Annotated in this window: 19 protein-coding genes and 1 tRNA gene; 14 read left to right on the forward strand and 6 right to left on the reverse strand. The window is 34.8% G+C overall.

Features of this window, described 5'->3' with window-relative positions; translation table 11 throughout:
- The first annotated feature begins 8 nt into the window (after positions 1–8).
- From FHR29_RS20460 to rpsJ, 5 genes are all read left to right on the forward strand, one after another.
- Positions 9–1859 carry an acyltransferase family protein gene (locus FHR29_RS20460; protein WP_183916961.1) on the forward strand — a complete coding sequence of 617 codons (1851 nt, stop codon included), beginning with the start codon at positions 9–11 and terminating at the stop codon, positions 1857–1859.
- A 131-nt stretch (positions 1860–1990) separates the two neighbouring features.
- On the forward strand, positions 1991–2404 hold the full coding sequence (rpsL, locus tag FHR29_RS20465) for a 30S ribosomal protein S12 (RefSeq protein ID WP_002993550.1): 414 nt from the start codon (positions 1991–1993) through the stop codon (positions 2402–2404).
- Between the two features lie 19 nt (positions 2405–2423).
- The gene (gene rpsG, locus FHR29_RS20470; RefSeq protein WP_021188484.1) at positions 2424–2891 is read left to right on the forward strand and encodes a 30S ribosomal protein S7; all 468 of its coding nucleotides are present in this window, start codon (positions 2424–2426) and stop codon (positions 2889–2891) included.
- A 128-nt stretch (positions 2892–3019) separates the two neighbouring features.
- Entirely contained in the window at positions 3020–5137 is a 2118-nt protein-coding gene (gene fusA / locus FHR29_RS20475; RefSeq protein ID WP_031287331.1) for an elongation factor G, read from the forward strand.
- Between the two features lie 76 nt (positions 5138–5213).
- Positions 5214–5519, forward strand: coding sequence for a 30S ribosomal protein S10 (gene rpsJ / locus FHR29_RS20480; RefSeq protein ID WP_013667229.1), 306 nt, complete (start codon positions 5214–5216; stop codon positions 5517–5519).
- 242 nt (positions 5520–5761) lie between these two features.
- On the opposite strand, the gene FHR29_RS20485 is transcribed toward rpsJ, so the two are convergent.
- A complete protein-coding gene (locus tag FHR29_RS20485; protein WP_183916963.1) occupies positions 5762–6856 on the reverse strand; it encodes an AI-2E family transporter in 1095 nt (364 codons plus the stop codon).
- Between the two features lie 127 nt (positions 6857–6983).
- The gene (locus FHR29_RS20490) at positions 6984–7634 is read right to left on the reverse strand and encodes a porin family protein (RefSeq protein WP_132842788.1); all 651 of its coding nucleotides are present in this window, start codon (positions 7632–7634) and stop codon (positions 6984–6986) included.
- Between the two features lie 287 nt (positions 7635–7921).
- On the opposite strand from FHR29_RS20490, the gene FHR29_RS20495 reads away from it, so the two are divergent.
- Both FHR29_RS20495 and FHR29_RS20500 read left to right on the forward strand, forming a co-directional pair.
- Positions 7922–7992, forward strand: a tRNA-Cys gene (locus FHR29_RS20495).
- Between the two features lie 32 nt (positions 7993–8024).
- Positions 8025–8204: a hypothetical protein gene (locus FHR29_RS20500; protein ID WP_021188488.1), complete on the forward strand. Its 180-nt coding sequence runs from the start codon at positions 8025–8027 to the stop codon at positions 8202–8204.
- A gap of 41 nt (positions 8205–8245) precedes the next feature.
- Here the strand turns inward: FHR29_RS20500 and FHR29_RS20505 are convergent, their stop codons facing one another.
- Positions 8246–8995, reverse strand: a complete 750-nt coding sequence (locus FHR29_RS20505; protein WP_132842790.1) for a copper homeostasis protein CutC — start codon at positions 8993–8995, stop codon at positions 8246–8248.
- A 330-nt stretch (positions 8996–9325) separates the two neighbouring features.
- On the opposite strand from FHR29_RS20505, the gene FHR29_RS20510 reads away from it, so the two are divergent.
- From FHR29_RS20510 to FHR29_RS20535, 6 genes are all read left to right on the forward strand, one after another.
- Positions 9326–9730: a hypothetical protein gene (locus tag FHR29_RS20510; RefSeq protein ID WP_021188490.1), complete on the forward strand. Its 405-nt coding sequence runs from the start codon at positions 9326–9328 to the stop codon at positions 9728–9730.
- 63 nt (positions 9731–9793) lie between these two features.
- Positions 9794–10087 carry a Smr/MutS family protein gene (locus tag FHR29_RS20515; protein ID WP_132770842.1) on the forward strand — a complete coding sequence of 98 codons (294 nt, stop codon included), beginning with the start codon at positions 9794–9796 and terminating at the stop codon, positions 10085–10087.
- A gap of 52 nt (positions 10088–10139) precedes the next feature.
- On the forward strand, positions 10140–10811 hold the full coding sequence (locus tag FHR29_RS20520) for a response regulator transcription factor (RefSeq protein WP_021188493.1): 672 nt from the start codon (positions 10140–10142) through the stop codon (positions 10809–10811).
- A 132-nt stretch (positions 10812–10943) separates the two neighbouring features.
- On the forward strand, positions 10944–12227 hold the full coding sequence (locus tag FHR29_RS20525; protein ID WP_183916965.1) for a HAMP domain-containing sensor histidine kinase: 1284 nt from the start codon (positions 10944–10946) through the stop codon (positions 12225–12227).
- A gap of 62 nt (positions 12228–12289) precedes the next feature.
- Complete coding sequence (locus FHR29_RS20530; protein ID WP_021188494.1) at positions 12290–12730, forward strand: PepSY-like domain-containing protein; 441 nt, start codon at positions 12290–12292, stop codon at positions 12728–12730.
- A gap of 12 nt (positions 12731–12742) precedes the next feature.
- Complete coding sequence (locus tag FHR29_RS20535) at positions 12743–13198, forward strand: PepSY-like domain-containing protein (RefSeq protein WP_021188495.1); 456 nt, start codon at positions 12743–12745, stop codon at positions 13196–13198.
- 49 nt (positions 13199–13247) lie between these two features.
- Here the strand turns inward: FHR29_RS20535 and FHR29_RS20540 are convergent, their stop codons facing one another.
- Complete coding sequence (locus FHR29_RS20540; RefSeq protein WP_132842795.1) at positions 13248–14249, reverse strand: DUF1080 domain-containing protein; 1002 nt, start codon at positions 14247–14249, stop codon at positions 13248–13250.
- Between the two features lie 277 nt (positions 14250–14526).
- On the opposite strand from FHR29_RS20540, the gene FHR29_RS20545 reads away from it, so the two are divergent.
- Positions 14527–15672, forward strand: a complete 1146-nt coding sequence (locus tag FHR29_RS20545) for a calcium:proton antiporter (protein ID WP_183916967.1) — start codon at positions 14527–14529, stop codon at positions 15670–15672.
- A gap of 109 nt (positions 15673–15781) precedes the next feature.
- Here the strand turns inward: FHR29_RS20545 and FHR29_RS20550 are convergent, their stop codons facing one another.
- Both FHR29_RS20550 and FHR29_RS20555 read right to left on the reverse strand, forming a co-directional pair.
- Complete coding sequence (locus FHR29_RS20550; protein WP_183916970.1) at positions 15782–18250, reverse strand: phosphocholine-specific phospholipase C; 2469 nt, start codon at positions 18248–18250, stop codon at positions 15782–15784.
- The gene (locus FHR29_RS20555) at positions 18250–19749 is read right to left on the reverse strand and encodes a SusD/RagB family nutrient-binding outer membrane lipoprotein (protein WP_183916972.1); all 1500 of its coding nucleotides are present in this window, start codon (positions 19747–19749) and stop codon (positions 18250–18252) included. The genes FHR29_RS20550 and FHR29_RS20555 overlap by 1 nt, the downstream gene beginning before the upstream one ends.
- Positions 19750–19752: the final 3 nt, after the last annotated feature.

Below are 19752 nucleotides of genomic sequence, written 5' to 3' on the forward strand. Positions count from 1 at the left end.
CTTTAAAAATGAAATTTAGAAATGATATAGGGGCATTACGTGCTTTAGCGGTACTGGCAGTAATTTTTTTTCATTTCAAAGTACCCTATTTTGATGGTGGCTTTAGTGGTGTGGATATTTTTTTCGTCATCTCTGGCTACTTAATGACCCGAATTATTTTAAAGGGCTTTGAGAATAGCAACTTTTCTTTTAAGCAATTCTACACTAAACGTATAACACGCATTATTCCTGCACTTTTGTTTCTTCTTGTAGGTGTGTCTATTATTGGGAGTTTTATATTACTTCCAAAAGACTTACAGCAACTTGGAAATAATGCATTTTTCAGCATAATCTTTAGTTCCAATATTGAATATTATTTAAATAGTGGATATTTTGATGTTGCCTCTCAAAATAACATCCTTTTGCACACATGGTCATTATCGGTCGAATGGCAATTTTACCTTTTATACCCTGCCCTCTTATTCCCTTTTAAAAGTCTTTACTCGAACAATAAAATAAGGTTTGTTAGCTTTTTCATCTTTTTGATTATGCTGTCATTAGGTCTGAACTTATATTTCAATAATACAGATCAATCCTTCAGTTTTTATATGTTCCCGACTCGGGCATGGGAAATGTTAATTGGGGGACTTGCATTTTTAGGAGAGTCTTATACTCAAAAGTCGATACCCAAGCTCTTCAGAAAAGTAGTTGCAATTACGGGATATGCTATTTTAATTGTTAGTATCTATTTATTTAACGAACAAAATATAAGCTGGCCTTCCTATTATACACTTATTCCTGTCATTGCGACCTTTGGTATCATTATAGCACAGTGCGATTTCAATTTTTTATCCATTAAACCAATACAATGGGTAGCGAAACTATCCTATTCTTTATATCTATGGCATTGGCCAATTTATGTATTCGCCATTTATCTTGGATTGAATCAACCTCTTATTATCATTCCCATCCTCACACTATCTTTACTCTGTGCAAGTATTTCCTATTATTTCATCGAGATCAATAAGAAATTTGATCAACTACCATTTACAATAGCTGCTACCATCGCTGTTGGGTTGCTAACAGGAATTATGATGTTATTTCCTTATAATCGATTACAAATAAACAAAGAAATTGATTACCTGACGAACTATAACACCAATTACAGAAAAAACAGACTTGCTTCACAATTCAGAAAAGGCATATGCCATCTGGATATAGACAATACATTTAAGCAATATAATTTTGAAAGCTGTGCCACTATCATTCCAAACAAAAAGAATATTCTTTTACTAGGGGATAGTCATGCGGGTGTTTTCGGACAGAGTTTAAAAGAGCAATTAGAAAAACAAAATATCAATCTTTTACAAGCAACCGTATCCACCACTTATCCACTTTTGGACACCAAAGGGCCAAAGGCATCTTGCGAACTGATCGACTATATGTATCAAAAATTTATACCAGAAAATACGAAAAAAATTGATGAAGTGATACTTGTTGGTTTTTGGGGCTCGCAACAATATCCAGATGAAACCTTAAAAATAAAACTTCAGCAAGTAATTCAATATTTCAAAGAAAATGGTATTCCGCTTAAAATGATCGGACAGACCCCTAGTTATTCTATCATCTTTCCAAATATTTTGGCTCTACAGATAAAAAATAAAAGTGTAAAAGAAGAAAACTACGTTGAATCCCGATCTGCACATATCAACACTTATCTAAAAACCTTTATTCCAGAAGATATTTACATTGATATTTACAATTTACCTGAAATAATTAAATACAATGGTCAAGATCCCTACATGCATGATGACGATCATTTATCGAAATATGGAGCTGATCAAGTTGTTCGTTACTTATTACAAAAAAAACTAATCTAACAGCTAACTCTAAGATTTTCAAGCAAAATGTGGAAAACTAATTGACTGGACATTTCGATTTAACAATAAAATGGTTATCTTTGCGAACTTATAATAATTTAAGAATAAAATTAAATAACAAAATCAGGTAAATGCCTACTATTCAACAATTAGTTAGAAAAGGTAGAGTAGCTCTGGTTGACAAGAGTAAGTCACCAGCGTTGGACTCATGTCCACAGCGAAGAGGTGTATGTACACGTGTATATACTACTACCCCTAAAAAACCAAACTCAGCAATGCGTAAAGTAGCTCGTGTACGTTTAACAAACGGTAAAGAGGTTAACGCTTACATCCCAGGAGAAGGTCACAATTTACAAGAGCACTCAATCGTTTTGATTCGTGGTGGTCGTGTTAAAGATTTACCAGGTGTACGTTACCACATTATCCGTGGTGCATTAGATACTTCAGGTGTAGCAGGTCGTAACCAACGTCGTTCTAAATACGGAACTAAACGTCCTAAACCAGGACAAGCAGCGGCTGCGCCAGCAAAAGGTAAAAAGAAATAATTAAACGGAGGAAAGAAAAATGAGAAAATCAAAACCAAAAAAGAGAATCATTTTACCTGATCCAAAGTTTAACGACACTCAGGTAACACGCTTTGTAAACAATATGATGTACGATGGTAAAAAATCTACAGCATACGAAATTTTTTACAATGCAATTGAATTAGTAGAGCAAAAAACTAGCGAAAGCGGTTTAGAAGCTTGGAAAAAAGCTTTAAACAACGTTATGCCAGCTGTAGAGGTTAAATCTCGTCGTGTTGGTGGTGCTAACTTCCAAGTTCCTATGGAAGTTCGTCCTGAGCGTAAAATTGCTTTGGGTATGAAATGGTTAATTTCATATTCACGCAGACGTGGTGAGAAAACAATGTTTGAAAAATTAGCAGGAGAAATCATTTCAGCTTCTAAAGGTGAAGGTGCTGCTGTTAAGAAGAAAGAAGATACGCACAAAATGGCTGAAGCTAACAAAGCGTTCTCACACTTCAGATTCTAGTTTTGAACTTACACACAAAAATATGATTACACCGATCTTTGGTAAACGTTCATTCTTTTATCAGGATCGGTGTACTTATTTAGACAGAAAAATATTTAGCTCCATCTGGGCTAATGCTTAAAAATATTATGGCAAGAGATTTAAAATTCACTAGAAATATTGGTATCGCTGCTCACATCGATGCTGGTAAAACAACTACAACTGAGCGTATTCTTTACTACTCAGGAGTTAATCATAAACTTGGTGAAGTGCACGAAGGTGCTTCAACAATGGACTGGATGGAGCAAGAGGCTGAGCGTGGTATCACGATTACTTCTGCAGCTACTACAGTTTTCTGGCAGTACCGTGGTAACAAATACCAAGTAAACGTTATCGATACTCCAGGTCACGTAGATTTTACGGTTGAAGTAAACCGTTCATTACGTGTATTAGACGGATTAGTATTCTTATTTTCTGCAGTTGATGGTGTTGAGCCTCAATCAGAAACTAACTGGAGATTAGCTGATAACTATGCCGTTCCACGTATCGGTTTCGTTAACAAAATGGACCGTTCTGGTGCTGATTTCTTAAAAGTTGTTGGTCAAGTAAAATCAATGTTAGGTTCTGAAGCAGTTGCTTTGCAATTACCTATCGGCGCTGAAGATACTTTTACTGGTGTTGTTGATTTAATTAACAACCGTGGTATTGTTTGGAACGAGCATGATAAAGGTATGACGTTTACAGAAGTTCCTATTCCAGAAGATATGTTGGAAGAGGTTGCTGAATACCGTGAGCGTTTATTAGAAGCTGTTGCGGGTTATGATGAGTCTTTGATGGAAAAATTCTTCGAAGATCCTAATTCATTAACTGAGCGTGAAATCTTAAATGCTTTACGTGCAGCAGTATTGGATAACTCTATCGTTCCTATGGTTTGTGGTTCATCTTTCAAAAACAAAGGTGTTCAAACTATGTTGGATTTAGTAATGGAATTATTGCCTTCTCCAATGGATTCAGAAGGTGTTAAAGGTACTCATCCAGATACAGGTGAAGAATTATTACGTAAACCAGATGTTAACGAGCCTTTCGCAGCATTAGGTTTCAAAATTGCAACTGACCCTTTCGTAGGTCGTTTGTGTTTCATCCGTGCTTATTCAGGTAAGTTAGATGCAGGTTCTTATGTATTGAACACTCGTTCAGGTAACAAAGAGCGTATCTCTCGTATCTTCCAAATGCACGCTAACAAACAAAACCCTATCCCTTTCATCGAGGCTGGTGATATTGGTGCTGTTGTTGGTTTCAAAGACATCAAAACTGGTGATACTTTATGTGATGAAAAACACCCTATCGTGTTAGAGTCAATGAACTTCCCAGAGCCAGTTATCGGATTAGCGATTGAGCCTAAAACTCAAGCTGACATCGATAGATTAGGTATTGGTCTTGGTAAATTAGCTGAAGAAGATCCTACATTCGTAGTAAAAACTGACGAAGAAACTGGTCAAACAGTTATCTCTGGTATGGGTGAGCTTCACTTAGAGATCTTGATCGATCGTTTGAAACGTGAGTTCAAAGTTGAGGTTAACCAAGGTGCTCCTCAAGTATCGTACAAAGAGTCTATCAATGGAACTACAGAACACCGTGAGGTATTCAAAAAACAATCAGGTGGTCGTGGTAAATTTGCGGACATTAAAGTTGTTATTTCTCCAGCTGATGCTGACTACGATTTAACTAAATCTCCTCTTCAATTCGTAAATGAAATTGTTGGTGGTAAAATTCCAAAAGAATTTATCCCTTCAGTTCAAAAAGGATTTGAAACTTCAATGAAAAATGGTGTATTAGCAGGATTCCCATTATCAGGAATGAAAGTTCGTTTGATTGATGGTTCATTCCACGCTGTCGATTCAGATTCATTATCGTTTGAATTAGCTGCTCGTTCAGCATACCGTGAAGCATTGCCAAAATGTTCTCCTGTCTTAATGGAACCAATTATGAAAATAGAGGTTTTAACACCAGAAGAAAACATGGGTGATGTAATGGGTGACTTAAACCGTCGTCGTGGTTTAATGCAAGGTTTAGATAGCCGTAATGGTGCTCAAGTAATTAAAGCATTAGTTCCACTTTCGGAAATGTTTGGTTACGTAACACAATTGCGTACTATCACTTCAGGTCGTGCAACTTCTACTATGGAATTTGATCACTTCGAAGAAGCTCCACGTAACGTAACTGAAGAAGTTGTTGCAAAAGCAAAAGGTAAATTAAAAGGAGAATAATCCTTTCTAATATAAAGTAAACCGATCTCCTGTTGATAATAGCTCTAACGGGAGATCATTTTAAACAAAAACAAAAATGAGCCAAAGAATCAGAATCAAATTGAAATCATACGATTACAATTTAGTTGACAAATCAGCTGAGAAAATCGTAAAAACAGTAAAACCTACAGGTGCAGTTGTTAGTGGTCCTATTCCATTACCTACTGAGAAAAAAATCTATACAGTTTTACGTTCTCCACACGTTAACAAAAAAGCGCGTGAGCAATTCCAATTATGTTCATACAAGAGATTGTTAGATATTTATTCATCTAACTCTAAAACTGTTGATGCATTGATGAAACTTGAATTACCTTCAGGTGTTGAAGTAGAAATCAAAGTGTGATAGAATTGCACTGATTGAAAACAAGAAAGGCTTCTAATGTTAAATTAGAAGCCTTTTTTATATGCTGCTTTTTACTACTTATGGAGCCTTGTAATGAATAATTTATATAATTCCTAACATAGGTGTGACTTGAAGAAAAAACAAGCTTTAAGCTCAAATACAGTATTTAAATCACAATGACTTTTAAGTCAATTCCAAATCATGGCTTTACGCTGAAATACTCCAAAAAAACTAATTTATTGTTACTTCTTAGAACTTATTGTATTACGTATAGTGGAATCTTTATGATCTTCTTCTCCAAGCAAGTAGCCCCATGGCTTCAATTCTTTTACACGGTCCATCACAATTTTGCAGATAGCTAATATAGGAATTGCTAAGAACATACCTGAAATCCCCCATATCAACTCTCCTACGATTATCGCCATCATCGCAAATAAAGAATTTACTTTTACTTTTGAGCCAACTACCTTTGGAACAATAAAATTACTATCAATAAGATGTATAATAATAAGTGCTCCAGTCACAATCAGTACATGTGTAAAGGAGGTCGTCGCAAAAGTAAGTAGTGCAATTACTAACATAGACGTGAAAATACCAATATAGGGAAGCACATTAAACACGCCCGTGATAATAGCTAACAGTAAACTATATTTCACTCCAATGATACTCAAAGCTGCAAATACCAATGTAGACACGATCAGCATCTGTAGCAATAAACCAATCAAATATTTTTTTACTACATACTGCACTTGGCCAACGACATCCATAACGATATTGTGATGTTCTTGATGATTTAACAATAACAGAAATCGCACGATGTGACTACGATAGATAAGTAGAAAGAAAGTGTAAAGGAAAGTAAACACAAACAGTATCAAGAGAGAAGATAAAGATAACAAAGCTGTTCCCAGTAAGAGCGTACCGCTATCAAGTGACTTAGTTGCCGTCTTATTAAGGATATCCATTTGTTCGTTATGCATAACGCCAAAGCGATCCGTAACCCAGATCTGCACATTATGAAATCCCACTAATATTTGTTCCTTAAAAGCTGGCCAATCTTCCTTAATCATCGATAATTGTGAAGCAAGCATGTAAAATCCAAATCCTAAAAGGCCAAAAAAAAGTAGAACGGTAATAATTCCAGCAAGAGTGCGAGGAAATTTCAATTTTCTCTCAAAAAAATTACTTACGGGAACGAGCAACAATGCTAAAAGCAGCCCTAGTATAAAGGGGACTAATATTGTATCCCCTATCTTTGCGAGATAACCTAAAATAACAATGGAAATTAGCGTACAAGCTAATTTGACGTAAAATGGTAAGCCCAGGAATTTTGTCATAGTATCATCTAATTGTAATTGTCAAACAATACTACTAATGTAAAGTTTTAGTTGACAATAAAAAACCCCTGCTCAAAAAGCAAGGGTTTAATTTTAAAAGATTTAATTAGAATCTTAATCCTTTTAATTAAATTCCGAATCCGAGGCCTATTGACCAAACACGGTTTTTAACATCTCCTTTTCCAATAAATTTAGATCCAGCAATGTTAGTTAAACCTAAGCCATAACCTGCATTAATAGATATTCCACTACCCAATTGATATCCTGCTAAAAAATTCACACCAAAGTCTGTACCTTTAAGAGTTTCATCTTTACCAAATTTGAAATCATCGCTAACAGATGTACTTCCACTTCCTGATTTAGCTTCATATTTATTTTTTCCGCTTAAACCAAATGATACATATGGACCAGCTCCAACAAAGAATTTACCTTCTCCAGCAGTTGGAAATTTCAATACAAAATTCACTGGTACTTCTAACCACATTGTATTTTGTTTCACTTCATATGTATTTTCACCAATTTTATAATCTGCAAACTTAGCTCCTTTTCCTTGTAAAGAAACTCCTGGTTGAATATAAAAGTTGCTCGTAACAGGTGCATCTAAATAACCAGTAACATGAAAGTTAACAGTGGATTTTGAATCAGAAAGGTCACTTCCTCCGTAACTGTAAGAAGGAAGATTGACACCTGCTTTAACTCCGTATCCTAATCCTCCTTGTGCATATGCACCAACAGAAAGTAATACTGCTGCAGTAGTTGATAATAATAATTTTTTCATCGCTCTATTATGTTATTAGTGTTTTCACAAACAATGCAAGTTACACGCCAAATGGATAAACCACTAATATTCAGACATATATTAAAAAAACAAAAGTCAAGATTACTGTACAATAAAATAGACAAGGACCTGTTTCTTGCTACAGTCTTTCTGAAACGCGGAGTATCAAAAAAAAATACAAAAAACAAAACAGCTTGATAATGATTATTTTAAAAAATAATTGCACAATAGTCTTTTTTAATCCAAATATTAATTTTACTTTTGCATTCCCCTAGGGGAACAAATAGGGTCGGATGGCCGAGTGGCTAGGCTGAGGTCTGCAAAACCTCCTACAGCGGTTCGAATCCGCTTCCGACCTCGTTTTATTGAACAATAAAAAAATTTATCAAAATGGGAGTTACACGTTTAAAAAGAAAAGATAGAAGAAATAAAACTACTTCACGTGTTGAAGTTCAGTTCTTAAGTTTAGGTAGTAATGTTGAACTTGGTTCAAGATCTAAAATGAAGAAATCAAATCAAATCGTTAAAAACGATGCTATCTTAAACCAATTAGTTTTAGAAGCTAAATAGGTTAAAAAATATTAGGAACAATAGCGTTGTAAATTACAACGCTATTGTTTTTTAAGGATGTCTACCAATTGGTGGACTTTTTCTTTTGATGTACGATAGATCGGTTCATTCATACCTTCCACTTCACTTCTATCATAAGACATTTGTGAAAAAACTGTTTCTTTCGCGGAACTATGTATAGCAGTCGTTCCAGTTGTCTTTAAGATCATTTCAATGTTATTACTATCCACTCCTGCACCAGGCATAATAACAATTTTTCCTTCCGCATATTTGACCAATTCTTTAAGTAATTCAACTCCATCCACGGCTTTATTTTGCAATCCTGAGGTCAATAAACGATCAATTCCCAATTCGATTAAAATAGCTAACGAAGACAGTGGATCAGCGCACTTATCAAATGCGCGATGAAAGGTTACATGCATAGGTCTTGCAGCATCGACAAGGGCTTTCGTTCGTTCAATATCAACTGTTGCATCGCTCTTCATTACTCCTATCACCACACCATCACAGCCAGCCTCTTTACAAAACTGTACATCAGCCATCATCTCATCAAACTCTAAATCGGAATAAACAAAATCACCTCCTCTTGGACGTATGAGGACATGTATTCCAATATCGATCAACTTTCTTGCTTGAACGATCTGACCGTAAGAAGGTGTGATGCCGCCATTTTCCAAATTTTGACAAAATTCGATCCGCGTAGCCCCACCTTGCGCAGCAAACAATGCAGATTGAGGTGAATTGGAACAAATTTCCAATTGATACCCGTTTATAGTGATTTCTTTTCCCATTAATTTAATATACAATAATCTTTTCTGAAGTTTTCGAATAAAAAGGGAGAAAGATCAATTTGAACTTCCTCCCTTCTATATTAAGTACAAAATCCCAATTATACTCAACCATTAGGTAGATGTAGAGTCCTGTAACAGCCTCTAATCTTATTTACCTAACAAAGGTACAATAAACTAATAATATACACTAAAACTTCTTTAAACTAGCTGTATGGGTGATATAAAAAGCTCGATGCAAAACAAAAAAACTTTATTTCGTTTTTTTTGTTTTACACTATTGTAATTTAAAATGATCAAAATTTTAATTATATTCATACAAAAAGGGGTATTATGTCAATCGTATCAAAAGATTTTGAAATTCAAGAAAATCTCATTGTACTCATTGAAGATCTTGAAAGCACGATTTATGATCTTAATCATCGTCTTGCTGGTTACGGCCAGCTCTATAATAAGGCACGTAACCAAACGAATGACTCTAGCGTAGCGTATGAAGAAATTGCAGATCAAATTGGTGAAAAGCATCATATTTTATATCACAAGATGAAATCGCTTAATCATTTGCTCGAAATAATTAATGACTATCGTGACAGCAATGGTATTTTTCAGGACCATAATGATCTAATAATACAAATACAGGATATTATGCTTACTCATGCTGAAAAAGAGTCTTATGAGGAAGCTGCGACTATCAAAAAATGGTATGACCGACTCCATTCAGCTGTCGACGTTAAGTAAAGCTCCTTGAACTTTATTTGTAGCCTGTTAATCTTACTTTTGTACCTTTGCAAAAAGATTTACATGAAAAAACCTCCTGTACAAATAGATTTACATGCTGAAGCCTTTCTATACGACTGGCAGGATTATACACCAGATGAATTAGCCAATGAGTCTCTCATCTACATGCGCGATATGTTGGATGCTGCAATATATTGGGATATGCCTGAAATAAAATTTGTACATGGAAAAGGTAAAGGAATTCTGAAAAAAATGGTCTATGATGAATTGATGATTTATAAAAATCAAAGAGCAATTTCCCATTTTCATCCTGCTTATCATAATGATGATATTGTCGTAGTTGTTATTGGACTTTAATTCCTAAGTCTTTCCTAATTTCGGAATTAACTTTGTTAGCTAATTAAAAGATATGAAAATATTACTAATCGAAGATGAAGTTGCCTTGAGCCAGGTTATCATGCAATCTTTAGAAGCTGAAAAATACCTTGTTGAACAAGCTTTTGATTACAATAGCGCATTAGAGAAAATATCAATTTATTCATATGATTGTATTTTACTCGATATCATGTTACCCGGAGGTTCTGGATTGCAACTCTTAGAAAAGATTAAAGAAATTGGAAAAGAAGAATCGATCATCATCCTGTCGGCCAAAGATTCTGTAGACGATAAAGTAAAAGGTTTAGAGCTAGGTGCTGATGACTATTTAGCCAAACCTTTTCATTTGGCAGAATTGCATGCACGGATCAAATCGATTATACGCAGAAAGAATCAACATGGTGATGATATCATTACGTATAAAAATATTGCAGTAAACACAACAGACAGAAGCATACAGATTAACAACAAACCGGTGATTCTCAACCGGAAAGAGTTTGATTTACTCTATTATTTTATTATCAGGCCAACTAAGCTTATTCAAAAAAATAGCTTAGCAGAGTCAATTTGGGGTGATCATATTGATCAGGTTGACAGTTTAGACTTTATTTATTCACAAATAAAAAATTTAAGAAAAAAATTAAAAGATAATCATGCTGATATCGATATCCAGGCTGTTTATGGTATAGGTTACAAATTGATTTAATGACCCACAAGGCAATAATGGCCAAGATCTAAAAATATATTCACGATTGTTTGAAGAGCTTCAAAAACTGGTGAAGTGATCTTTAATATTGCCACTAACTACTATTACCATTATTTAAAACCAGATATTTTAATGAAAAAGTCGCTCAAGAATTACACTATAAGATACATTACAATCATGATTTTGATTGTAATTGCGGTGTGGGCAACATTATTTTATGCATACATCACAGAAGAAGTGTATGATAATGTAGACGACGGCTTAAAGAATCAAAAAATTGAAATTATTCGTGCTGCATACCAAGATGAATCTATTCTAAAAACGGATACATTTGGTATTAATCAGTTTAAAATCACCAAATCTGATGTGCAAGTAAACAAGGATGAAAAAAATATTTTCAAAAACGATCTCATATACATGCCATATGATGAAGATATGGAGCCTTATCGAATTTTAAATACTTACTTCTATGGTAAGGACAAACAGCTGTATCAACTGGAAATTCGAACTTCAACCGTAGAAGAAGATGAACTAAAATATGATCTGGCAACTGCTTTGATAATACTATACATCTTGATTATTGTGAGTATATTTTTACTCAACACCCTTGTATTTCACCGTGCTTTTAAGCCTTTTTATCAAATTCTTAACAAGTTAGAGCGCTACCAGTTTGGGAAAATAAAAACAGTTGTACCGATCACCAGTAATGTTAGCGAATTTATTCTATTGGATACCGAAATCGATAAAATGCTTGATCGCAATGAAAAAATATTCCAGCAACAAAAACTGTTTATTGAAAATGCTTCCCATGAGTTACAGACGCCTTTAGCGATCAGTAGTAATAAACTAGAATTACTGCTAGAAGATGAACAACTGGCAGAGCATCATTTAATCACGATCAGTGAAACTAAAGAAGCTTTAGAACGTATGATTAAATTAAATAAGGCATTACTAATGCTATCTCGCATTGAAAACAATCAATTTGATGCTACGCAAACAGTGGATTTTAATAGCGTGATTCACGAAGCGTGTGAAGAGTTAGCAGACTTGATTGAATTTAGGGGAATCACTTTAGAAGTTCTTGAGCATGGAAAGTTCTCCGCTGATTTCAATGTGGATCTGGTAAAGATATTAATTTCCAATTTACTCCGTAATGCTATCAACTATAATAAATCAAAAAATGGATTTATAAAAATCGATATTCATAAGGATTTCTTTACAATTGCAAATTCAGGCAAAAACACTGCACTACAAGCAGAAAATATTTTTGATCGATTTCACAAAGAAAATACTGCAATCAATTCAAATGGATTAGGTCTTTCTATAGTTAAAACAATCATAGAGACAAATAAGACCATCAGCATAAATTACTCATACTTAAATAATTTTCATATTTTTAAGATACAAAAGCTATAATTCCTAATTCTTTACCAAATTGTATGGGAACTTTGTTATATAAATAAATAGGAGGAAATATTATGAACAAAATTAAAACAATGGCGATCGTTGCTTTAGTAGCATTATCGACAGTTAGTTATGCACAAAAAAAGGTGATTAACAGCAATCAATTACCTGCAAATGCACAAACATTTATTAAAAACAATTTTGCCAGCAATCAGATCACAAGTACAATTGAAGAAAAAGAAAATCTACTTTCAAAAGAATACCAAGTGATTTTAAATAATGGTACAAAAATAGAATTTGATAAATCGGGAAATTGGGAAGAAGTAGATGGTCACAATAACGCTATTCCTTTAAAATTTGTACCAAAATCAATTCAAAATTATGTTACAAAAAGTTTTCCTAATACCCACATTGTAAAAATCAAAAAGTCAAGCCGTAAATTTGAAGTTGAAATTTCAAATGGTCTTGAATTGGAGTTTAATAAAAAAGGGCAGTTTACTAAAATAGATGATTAATAGAATTAAAATATGAAAAAACTAATTTTAACATTTACAGCCTTACTTGCTCTTGCATTCATCGTGGTATCATGTGACAAAGATGATGATCATCAAGTCCCAAACACCGAATTACCTGCAGCGGCGGTCAGTTTTCTTGATACTTATTTTAAAGGTATAACAATTCGGAAAACAGAGAAACAAACTCCTACTGCAACAAATAAAACAGCTTACAGTGTGGAGTTAGCCAATGGAATCGAAGTTGATTTTGATCAAGAAGGTAATTGGAAAGAAGTAGAATCTGACAATGATACCGCTATTCCAACGGGTTTTATCTCAACTACTATAGTCAGCTACGTGGATACAAATTATAAAACTGCACAAATCAGCGCCATCGATAAAGTTACTGCTGGATTTGAAGTCGAACTGACAAATGATATCGATTTATTGTTCGATCCAAGTGGTCAATTTGTAAAAATCATCTTATAAAATTAAAAGCCTCCTTCAGTAGAAAGAGGCTTTTTTATTTGTATTGTTATTATTTCTTAGCTGGTGTGATCTTTATTTTTCTAAATTCAACCGGAGCATGATCTCCTTGTAAATATATAGGTCCTGGTTCACCTTCTTTACTATCTAACGCACCACCTGTTATTCCTGGTATTTCTTGATTATTAATAATCGTCTTACCATTTGCGACAATAGTCACCAATCTTCCAACCAATGTAACCTCATACTTCTGCCATTGATCTGGTCCTAATGTAGCCATTTCATTTGGAGCTAGAAAGCCATAGATACCGCCAAAATAGAGACTTCCTGGATGTTGATCCTTTGGACTGTCTTCAATTTGCAATTCGTATCTTCCTCTTAAATAAATACCAGAATTACCACCGGTTGTATATCGAAATTCTGCTTCTAATTTAAAATCTTCAAATTTTTGATCTGTTACCAAATTAGCACCCGCCTTTGCATTCGTCAAGATACCCTCTTTTACCGACCAGTTATTCTCGCCACCAATCGTTTTCCAACCTGTCAAATCTTTACCATTAAAAAGCTCAATAGCCTCTCCCCATTGAACAGTTCCTGTACGATTTAAATAAGGTGCTTTTTCACCTGTAAAGTTATAGCTAACACCTTTATTAGTCGTCACGGTCCCTTTAATACCCGTAGCCGTCAATTCACCTGCAATCACAAAATCACCTTCTCCACCTTCCCATTGTGGCGGAATAGCAAATGAAAATTTTCCATCCTCAAGCTTTACATGAGAAACAGGGCGAGCACTGCCACTGTCACCAACATAACTTCCTACCAATGTGTTAAATCCAGATAGTTTTACTTCAATCCAAGATGGTACTACTTTTCCATCTTTATCCACATTCAAATCCCAACGACCGATCAAATCTTTAGCTCTTTCAGGTACGACTTGTTTTGCAGGATTATGTTCTACTTCTGTTTCTTTTTTTTGATCTGTCGTTTGACATGAACTTACACTTGCTCCCAATAAACAAAAGAGAACACTATATTTTAAATGATTTCTTAACATTTTTTAAAGAATTGTAACAAAGATTTAGATTTTTTATTATAGTTATCAAAACGAATATACTAAAAATATCAATTATTGAATCTAGTAACTCCGAATCAACACAAAAAAATTACGAATACAGGCTTGAATATAATAAGAAATACTCTTCCTAAACTAGAAATCGCGCATCTATCACTAAAACAAAAAAATTACGTTACATATAGTTTTTATCAAATGTTAAAATTAATACCACTTTTAGTAAAGATATTTGTATCAGTAATTTATATACGGAAACAATATGAAAACAATACTGAGTACAAAAACAATAATCCGATTAATCACCATCTGGATTATTGTCATCTGTTTAATGCTATTTGATCAACAGATTTTTAAAACAACATTTTCTCCTGTATCGGCAATCACCATATTTATCATTCTTTTGGCTACAATTTTAACCGCTTCTTTTGGTGTTGTAAAAGAAGCGGACGAGCTTGCACATAAGTTAGGAGAACCTTTTGGTACACTTATTCTTACACTTTCAATCGTTACGATCGAAGTGGTTTTGATTGCTGCTGTTATGCTTGGTCCAGCAGAATCTCCAACAATCGGAAAGGATTCAATCTTTTCTGTCATGATGATTATCATGAATCTTGTGGTAGGACTTTGCATTTTACTTGGCAGTGCCAAATATAAAGAACAAGAATATAATGCTCAGGGAACACTGTCTTATTTTTCAATGATTGTAATACTTGGAGCAACTTCATTATTACTTCCTAATTTTATTCAAGGAGCAGGCAATGGCGCATTTACGACTTTACAAGCGATATTCATTTCAACTTTAATTATACTTGTATACATCGCATTTCTTTACTATCAATTAAAAGGATATAGTCACTTATACATACAACCGGCAAAAGGAAATCTTGAAATCCAATATCCTAGCCAGATACAAAATTCTGTTAATAAAGATGCCCCAAAATCTCAGGATAAAAAGGAAATATGGATTCGTTCAGCCCTTCTTATTTTAATGATTCTACCAATAGTATTGCTATCACATCAAATGGCAGTGGTGGTTGATTATGGTATTGCTACCGCAAAACTTCCAATAGCATTGGGTGGTATTCTTATTGCTATCATTGTATTTACCCCGGAATCTATTACAGCGGTTAAAGCAGCTCGTAATAACGAATTTCAAAGAAGTATCAACTTATGTCATGGTGCTTTTGTTTCGACTGTAGGTTTAACGGTTCCCGCTGTACTGCTAGTAGGATTACTAAAAGGAAAATTAGTTCTATTTGGATTAACTGGTACAGAAACTGTTTTATTTACAATGACACTCTTACTAAGCTTAATCAGCTTTTTAGGGAAAAGAACTACTCCTATTTTAGGTATTATTCATTTGGCTCTATTTGCTGTGTACATGATGCTGGTATTTAACCCATAAGCTGTTTGAATTTCGTCATCTTGTCGCCAGATAAAAAAGCGCACCTATGAAGTGTGCTTTTTTTATGAACCTTAAAAAAACCAACGATCTACATTATATATTGGTCGACCTAAGAATGATTAATTACATCTCCCATTAAGGGATCAGTCTTACTTGGCATCCCATTTTCAATATGCCCAGCAAATACAAAACAAAATTCTGGATCTTCTTTACAAGTTATCTCAAGATCATACCATCCATGGCTTTTGCTGAAGTCAAGTATTTTGGTACCTGAAAAAGATTGATCTAGCGAAAAAGGCTCAAAGCAACCATAATTCCGATCTTTAATCAAATAACTGTGTCCTTTATTAATCTTTTTCAGTTCCAATGCTATCGTGTTTTTTTTGTGATATTGTTTAACAATGATGGCATGTGGCTTTTCTTTATGCAACTTGAACATTCGGAAAAAGCCGTTAGGACCATGTAGCTCCATTTCGATACTATCGCCCTTTAATTGATCCATATGCCAAGCATACCTCAAAGGTTCATTTTCTTTAACCGCAAAATTCCAAACCTGACCTGCACCTACTTTTCCATAAGCCATTTGGGATCTAACCTGAAAAGGAACTCCAATTTTTTTCTTCGATTTAACAGGAACTTTAGTTTCAAAAGTAATTTCAAAACTATTATGTTCCAACTCTGCATTGACTTCCAATGCATATGGCAATGCACATGCTGGTTTGATACCTTTCTCCTGTATAGCTTTTGTTGATGTTGGTAAACCTTTTTTACGAATTTCATCCAATTCTGAAGGTGCGATCTGTACAAATTCTGTTGGTAATTTCTTTGCACGTGCACTATAAATACGCTCCACATACTGATCCCGATTAACAGGAACTAAAGAATCAAGGGAAGTATCTGTTACTTTACGAAATACAGAATTTAAATCTCCACATACCAATCTTCTCCATGAGGAAATATTTGTTTCTTTGATATCTTTTCCTGTTTTCTGAAGTAGAAATTGTTCCAAGAACTGTAAACAAGAGGTATGATCGAAAACTTCCGAATTTACCCATCCGCCTTTAGACCAAGGTGAAGCAATCACTAATGGAACTCGAAACCCTAGTCCTATCGGGCTTTCCAGTTCCGAATCGGTTTTCCCTGTTCTTCTCCGCTCCTGTTCTTTAGTAACATATTCATCTGCCGTATGGATACCTACAGCAGTCTTTCCGGAATCTTTATTACCTTCCAAAGGTGGGACAAATGGAGAAATATGATCGAAATATCCATCATTTTCATCATACGTCAATATAAAGATTGTTTTTTTCCAGACCTCAGGATCCTTTGTCAAAATATCTAATGCTTCCGAAACATACCAAGCTCCATACCAAGGCGACCCAGGATGGTCAGAAAAACGACATGGGGCTACCAACCACGACACTGTAGGTAAGTTCCTCTCTTTAACATCTTTACGAAATTGATAAAACACATCTCCAGCAGGTACATCAACTTCCTGCTTACCCTGGCTATCTTTGTAAACTAATTTTTCTACCCGGTGATAATCAGGATCACCAATATTAGTTACAAAAGCTTTTTTATGAATGGCCTGATGTAGATCGGATAACTTTTCGAAATTCTGTTTTGAAAAGCGCTGTAAATCTTGTTTTAGATCTTCAATTTGCTTTTTTAACTTAGATTCTTCGACTGAGTCTTTTAAACCGATTACATCTTTTTCTAGCTGTTTCAATTTGTATTCCATCCAGGTACGGTGCGCAGGGTGATAGCGGACACCATATTGTTTGTGAAATTCCAGATTATTATCTGTAAAGTTAGCCAACCAGTCTTCTTCCTCACCTTCAAATCCGACAGGGATACTCAGTTCGTTTTGATATACCTTCCAAGATACTCCAGATTCTTCTAACCGTTCTGGATAAGATTTCCAACTTACATCTTTGTAATTGATTTGGCCATTATCCACATGGGCGGTTGATTCAGGGTCACGTGGATTTTCGCGCACTGTTCCTGTCCAAAAATAGGAGCGATTAGCGCTTGTCCCTGTCAGAGAAGAGCAAAAATGTTGATCACAGACAGTAAAAGCATCGGCAAATGCATAATAGAAAGGTAAATCTGCCCGATTATAATAGCCCATCGTAAGCGGCATAGCTTTATAATCTTTAATACCTGAACTTTTTGCTTCCAGCCAATTGTCCATCCGGCCATCATTACGCGCGGCTACCATATCTCGCCAACCATGTGGCAAAGAACCCATCCAAGTGGATTTACTATTAACAATATCTAAATGAAAAGGTGCAAAATATTCTCCTTTTTTATTTCCTTGTATCCAAACAGGAAGACCGTTAGGTAGTTTTAGTGCTCGAGGGTCATTAAAACCGCGCACCCCTTTGAGTGTACCAAAGCAATGATCAAATGAGCGGTTCTCTTGCATTAAAAAGACAATATGCTCTGCGTCCATATAGGTCGATCCCAACGGTGCTTCAATAGCTAATGCGCGTTGAATTGATTCAGGTAACCAATTAACGACTGCTGTAGCGCCAGCTAATGCTGACGCTTTTTTTATAAATTGTCTTCTAGATTCCATTATTTCAACCACCAGGTCTGTAAGTTTATATTATCATTGCCTGCAAATTGACGTTTAATCGCTTCAGAGACTTGTACCGTATTATTATTGTATTCGTCTTGAGGATACATCCAACGGTAAGCAATTTTTACGTTATCGGCTTTAAGCAAACTTGGATAACCCGTTCTTAAATGATCAAAATATGCTGTATAGCCTCCTTGATGAAAAGAGCGTAAATATTTTTGCATAAGGATACGTTCCAGTTTTTCTTCCGAAGTTTTTGCGTTATCCAAATTAACCATTTTTTGTGACAAATAACTTTCTAAACGTGATGCATCAACGTAGGTATTTAAATTTTTAGCATAATTCTCATAAAATTTAAAAGATGCCTTAATACCATTCACATAACAATCTTTCTCATTTCCTGTAATCCATCCTCTTACTATTGCCTCCGCTATTATAAATTGTAGTTCTGAATAGCCTATCAGAACCAATGGTTCGGCAGTTGGATCTTTGTAAAAGCGTTCGTGCACCTTCGATAGTTTCCCTTTTACAGCTTTTTCATTGACTTCTGCATAAGGTACGATAGGATCCCCGCCTTCATATGAACTAAAATCATCAAGTGCCTTACCCGCCTCTTTTCCTAAACGTGTTTGTGTGGCCAAAACAAATAAACGTGGATCTTTATGATCCTGCAATCGTTGAATAAAAGTGGAGTCCATATACATACCCGATCCATAACCACTTGAATTAAATTCGGGATAGCGATTACCTTCTTGATTTAAAAAGATTAATTGTCCGTCCTCTGATCCTGTGGCATCAGCGATCAAAGTCTCTCCTTTATAAATCTTTGCAAACTCTGATTTAATATCTATAGGAAAGTCTGCACTTTTACGGGATAAAGTAAGTAATACTTTTAATCGAAATGAATTGATCAGCTTTCGCCACTTATCAGAATTTCCCCCATAAATAATATCTCCATTAATCGGATTGGTATTTGATTTCAATAAAGTATTTGCTTCTTCTAACTCCTTTAAGATTCCAACAAAAACTTCTTTTTGTGTGTCATACTTCGGCAGAAACATTTCAGAACTTTCTCCTTTTGCAGCTTCAGCGTATGGAATATCGCCAAAAGTCAAGGTTAAGTTATAAAAATAATATGCCCTAAAAAATTTGGCTAAAGCTTGATAATTATTATCACTGATCTTTTCTGCCTCCTCAGTCATTTTAGTGATATTACGCAAAAAACTATACTGCTCAAAACTACCACGTTGCCAGTTATAAATTTGGTTGGCATTTTCACCATCTGTTTGCACAATCATTTTTAATGCATATAAAGGCGAAGTTCCATGCCAAGTCCTAAAGGCATCCCATTCAACTTTTGTCAATAGCGCCTGCGGATGTGTTGTAGATGCTTCATTTGGATTAATATTGACATCTGTCAATTTTTTACATGACTGCAATCCTATTACAGTAAGCAGACCAAACCCTAGTATTATATGTTTGAAAACAAGTTTCATCTT

The sequence above is a fragment of the Sphingobacterium sp. JUb56 genome, from assembly GCF_014191365.1.
GTDB classification, from domain to species: Bacteria; Bacteroidota; Bacteroidia; order Sphingobacteriales; family Sphingobacteriaceae; genus Sphingobacterium; species Sphingobacterium anhuiense.

Bases quoted from the DNA above. Each gene is read 5' to 3' on its own strand.
- FHR29_RS20460 (WP_183916961.1), top strand. From the start codon at position 9: ATGAAATTTAGAAATGATATAGGGGCATTACGTGCTTTAGCGGTACTG.
- rpsL (WP_002993550.1), top strand. From the start codon at position 1,991: ATGCCTACTATTCAACAATTAGTTAGAAAAGGTAGAGTAGCTCTGGTT.
- rpsG (WP_021188484.1), top strand. From the start codon at position 2,424: ATGAGAAAATCAAAACCAAAAAAGAGAATCATTTTACCTGATCCAAAG.
- fusA (WP_031287331.1), top strand. From the start codon at position 3,020: ATGGCAAGAGATTTAAAATTCACTAGAAATATTGGTATCGCTGCTCAC.
- rpsJ (WP_013667229.1), top strand. From the start codon at position 5,214: ATGAGCCAAAGAATCAGAATCAAATTGAAATCATACGATTACAATTTA.
- FHR29_RS20485 (WP_183916963.1), bottom strand. From the start codon at position 6,856: ATGACAAAATTCCTGGGCTTACCATTTTACGTCAAATTAGCTTGTACG.
- FHR29_RS20490 (WP_132842788.1), bottom strand. From the start codon at position 7,634: ATGAAAAAATTATTATTATCAACTACTGCAGCAGTATTACTTTCTGTT.
- FHR29_RS20500 (WP_021188488.1), top strand. From the start codon at position 8,025: ATGGGAGTTACACGTTTAAAAAGAAAAGATAGAAGAAATAAAACTACT.
- FHR29_RS20505 (WP_132842790.1), bottom strand. From the start codon at position 8,995: ATGGGAAAAGAAATCACTATAAACGGGTATCAATTGGAAATTTGTTCC.
- FHR29_RS20510 (WP_021188490.1), top strand. From the start codon at position 9,326: ATGTCAATCGTATCAAAAGATTTTGAAATTCAAGAAAATCTCATTGTA.
- FHR29_RS20515 (WP_132770842.1), top strand. From the start codon at position 9,794: ATGAAAAAACCTCCTGTACAAATAGATTTACATGCTGAAGCCTTTCTA.
- FHR29_RS20520 (WP_021188493.1), top strand. From the start codon at position 10,140: ATGAAAATATTACTAATCGAAGATGAAGTTGCCTTGAGCCAGGTTATC.
- FHR29_RS20525 (WP_183916965.1), top strand. From the start codon at position 10,944: ATGAAAAAGTCGCTCAAGAATTACACTATAAGATACATTACAATCATG.
- FHR29_RS20530 (WP_021188494.1), top strand. From the start codon at position 12,290: ATGAACAAAATTAAAACAATGGCGATCGTTGCTTTAGTAGCATTATCG.
- FHR29_RS20535 (WP_021188495.1), top strand. From the start codon at position 12,743: ATGAAAAAACTAATTTTAACATTTACAGCCTTACTTGCTCTTGCATTC.
- FHR29_RS20540 (WP_132842795.1), bottom strand. From the start codon at position 14,249: ATGTTAAGAAATCATTTAAAATATAGTGTTCTCTTTTGTTTATTGGGA.
- FHR29_RS20545 (WP_183916967.1), top strand. From the start codon at position 14,527: ATGAAAACAATACTGAGTACAAAAACAATAATCCGATTAATCACCATC.
- FHR29_RS20550 (WP_183916970.1), bottom strand. From the start codon at position 18,250: ATGGAATCTAGAAGACAATTTATAAAAAAAGCGTCAGCATTAGCTGGC.
- FHR29_RS20555 (WP_183916972.1), bottom strand. From the start codon at position 19,749: ATGAAACTTGTTTTCAAACATATAATACTAGGGTTTGGTCTGCTTACT.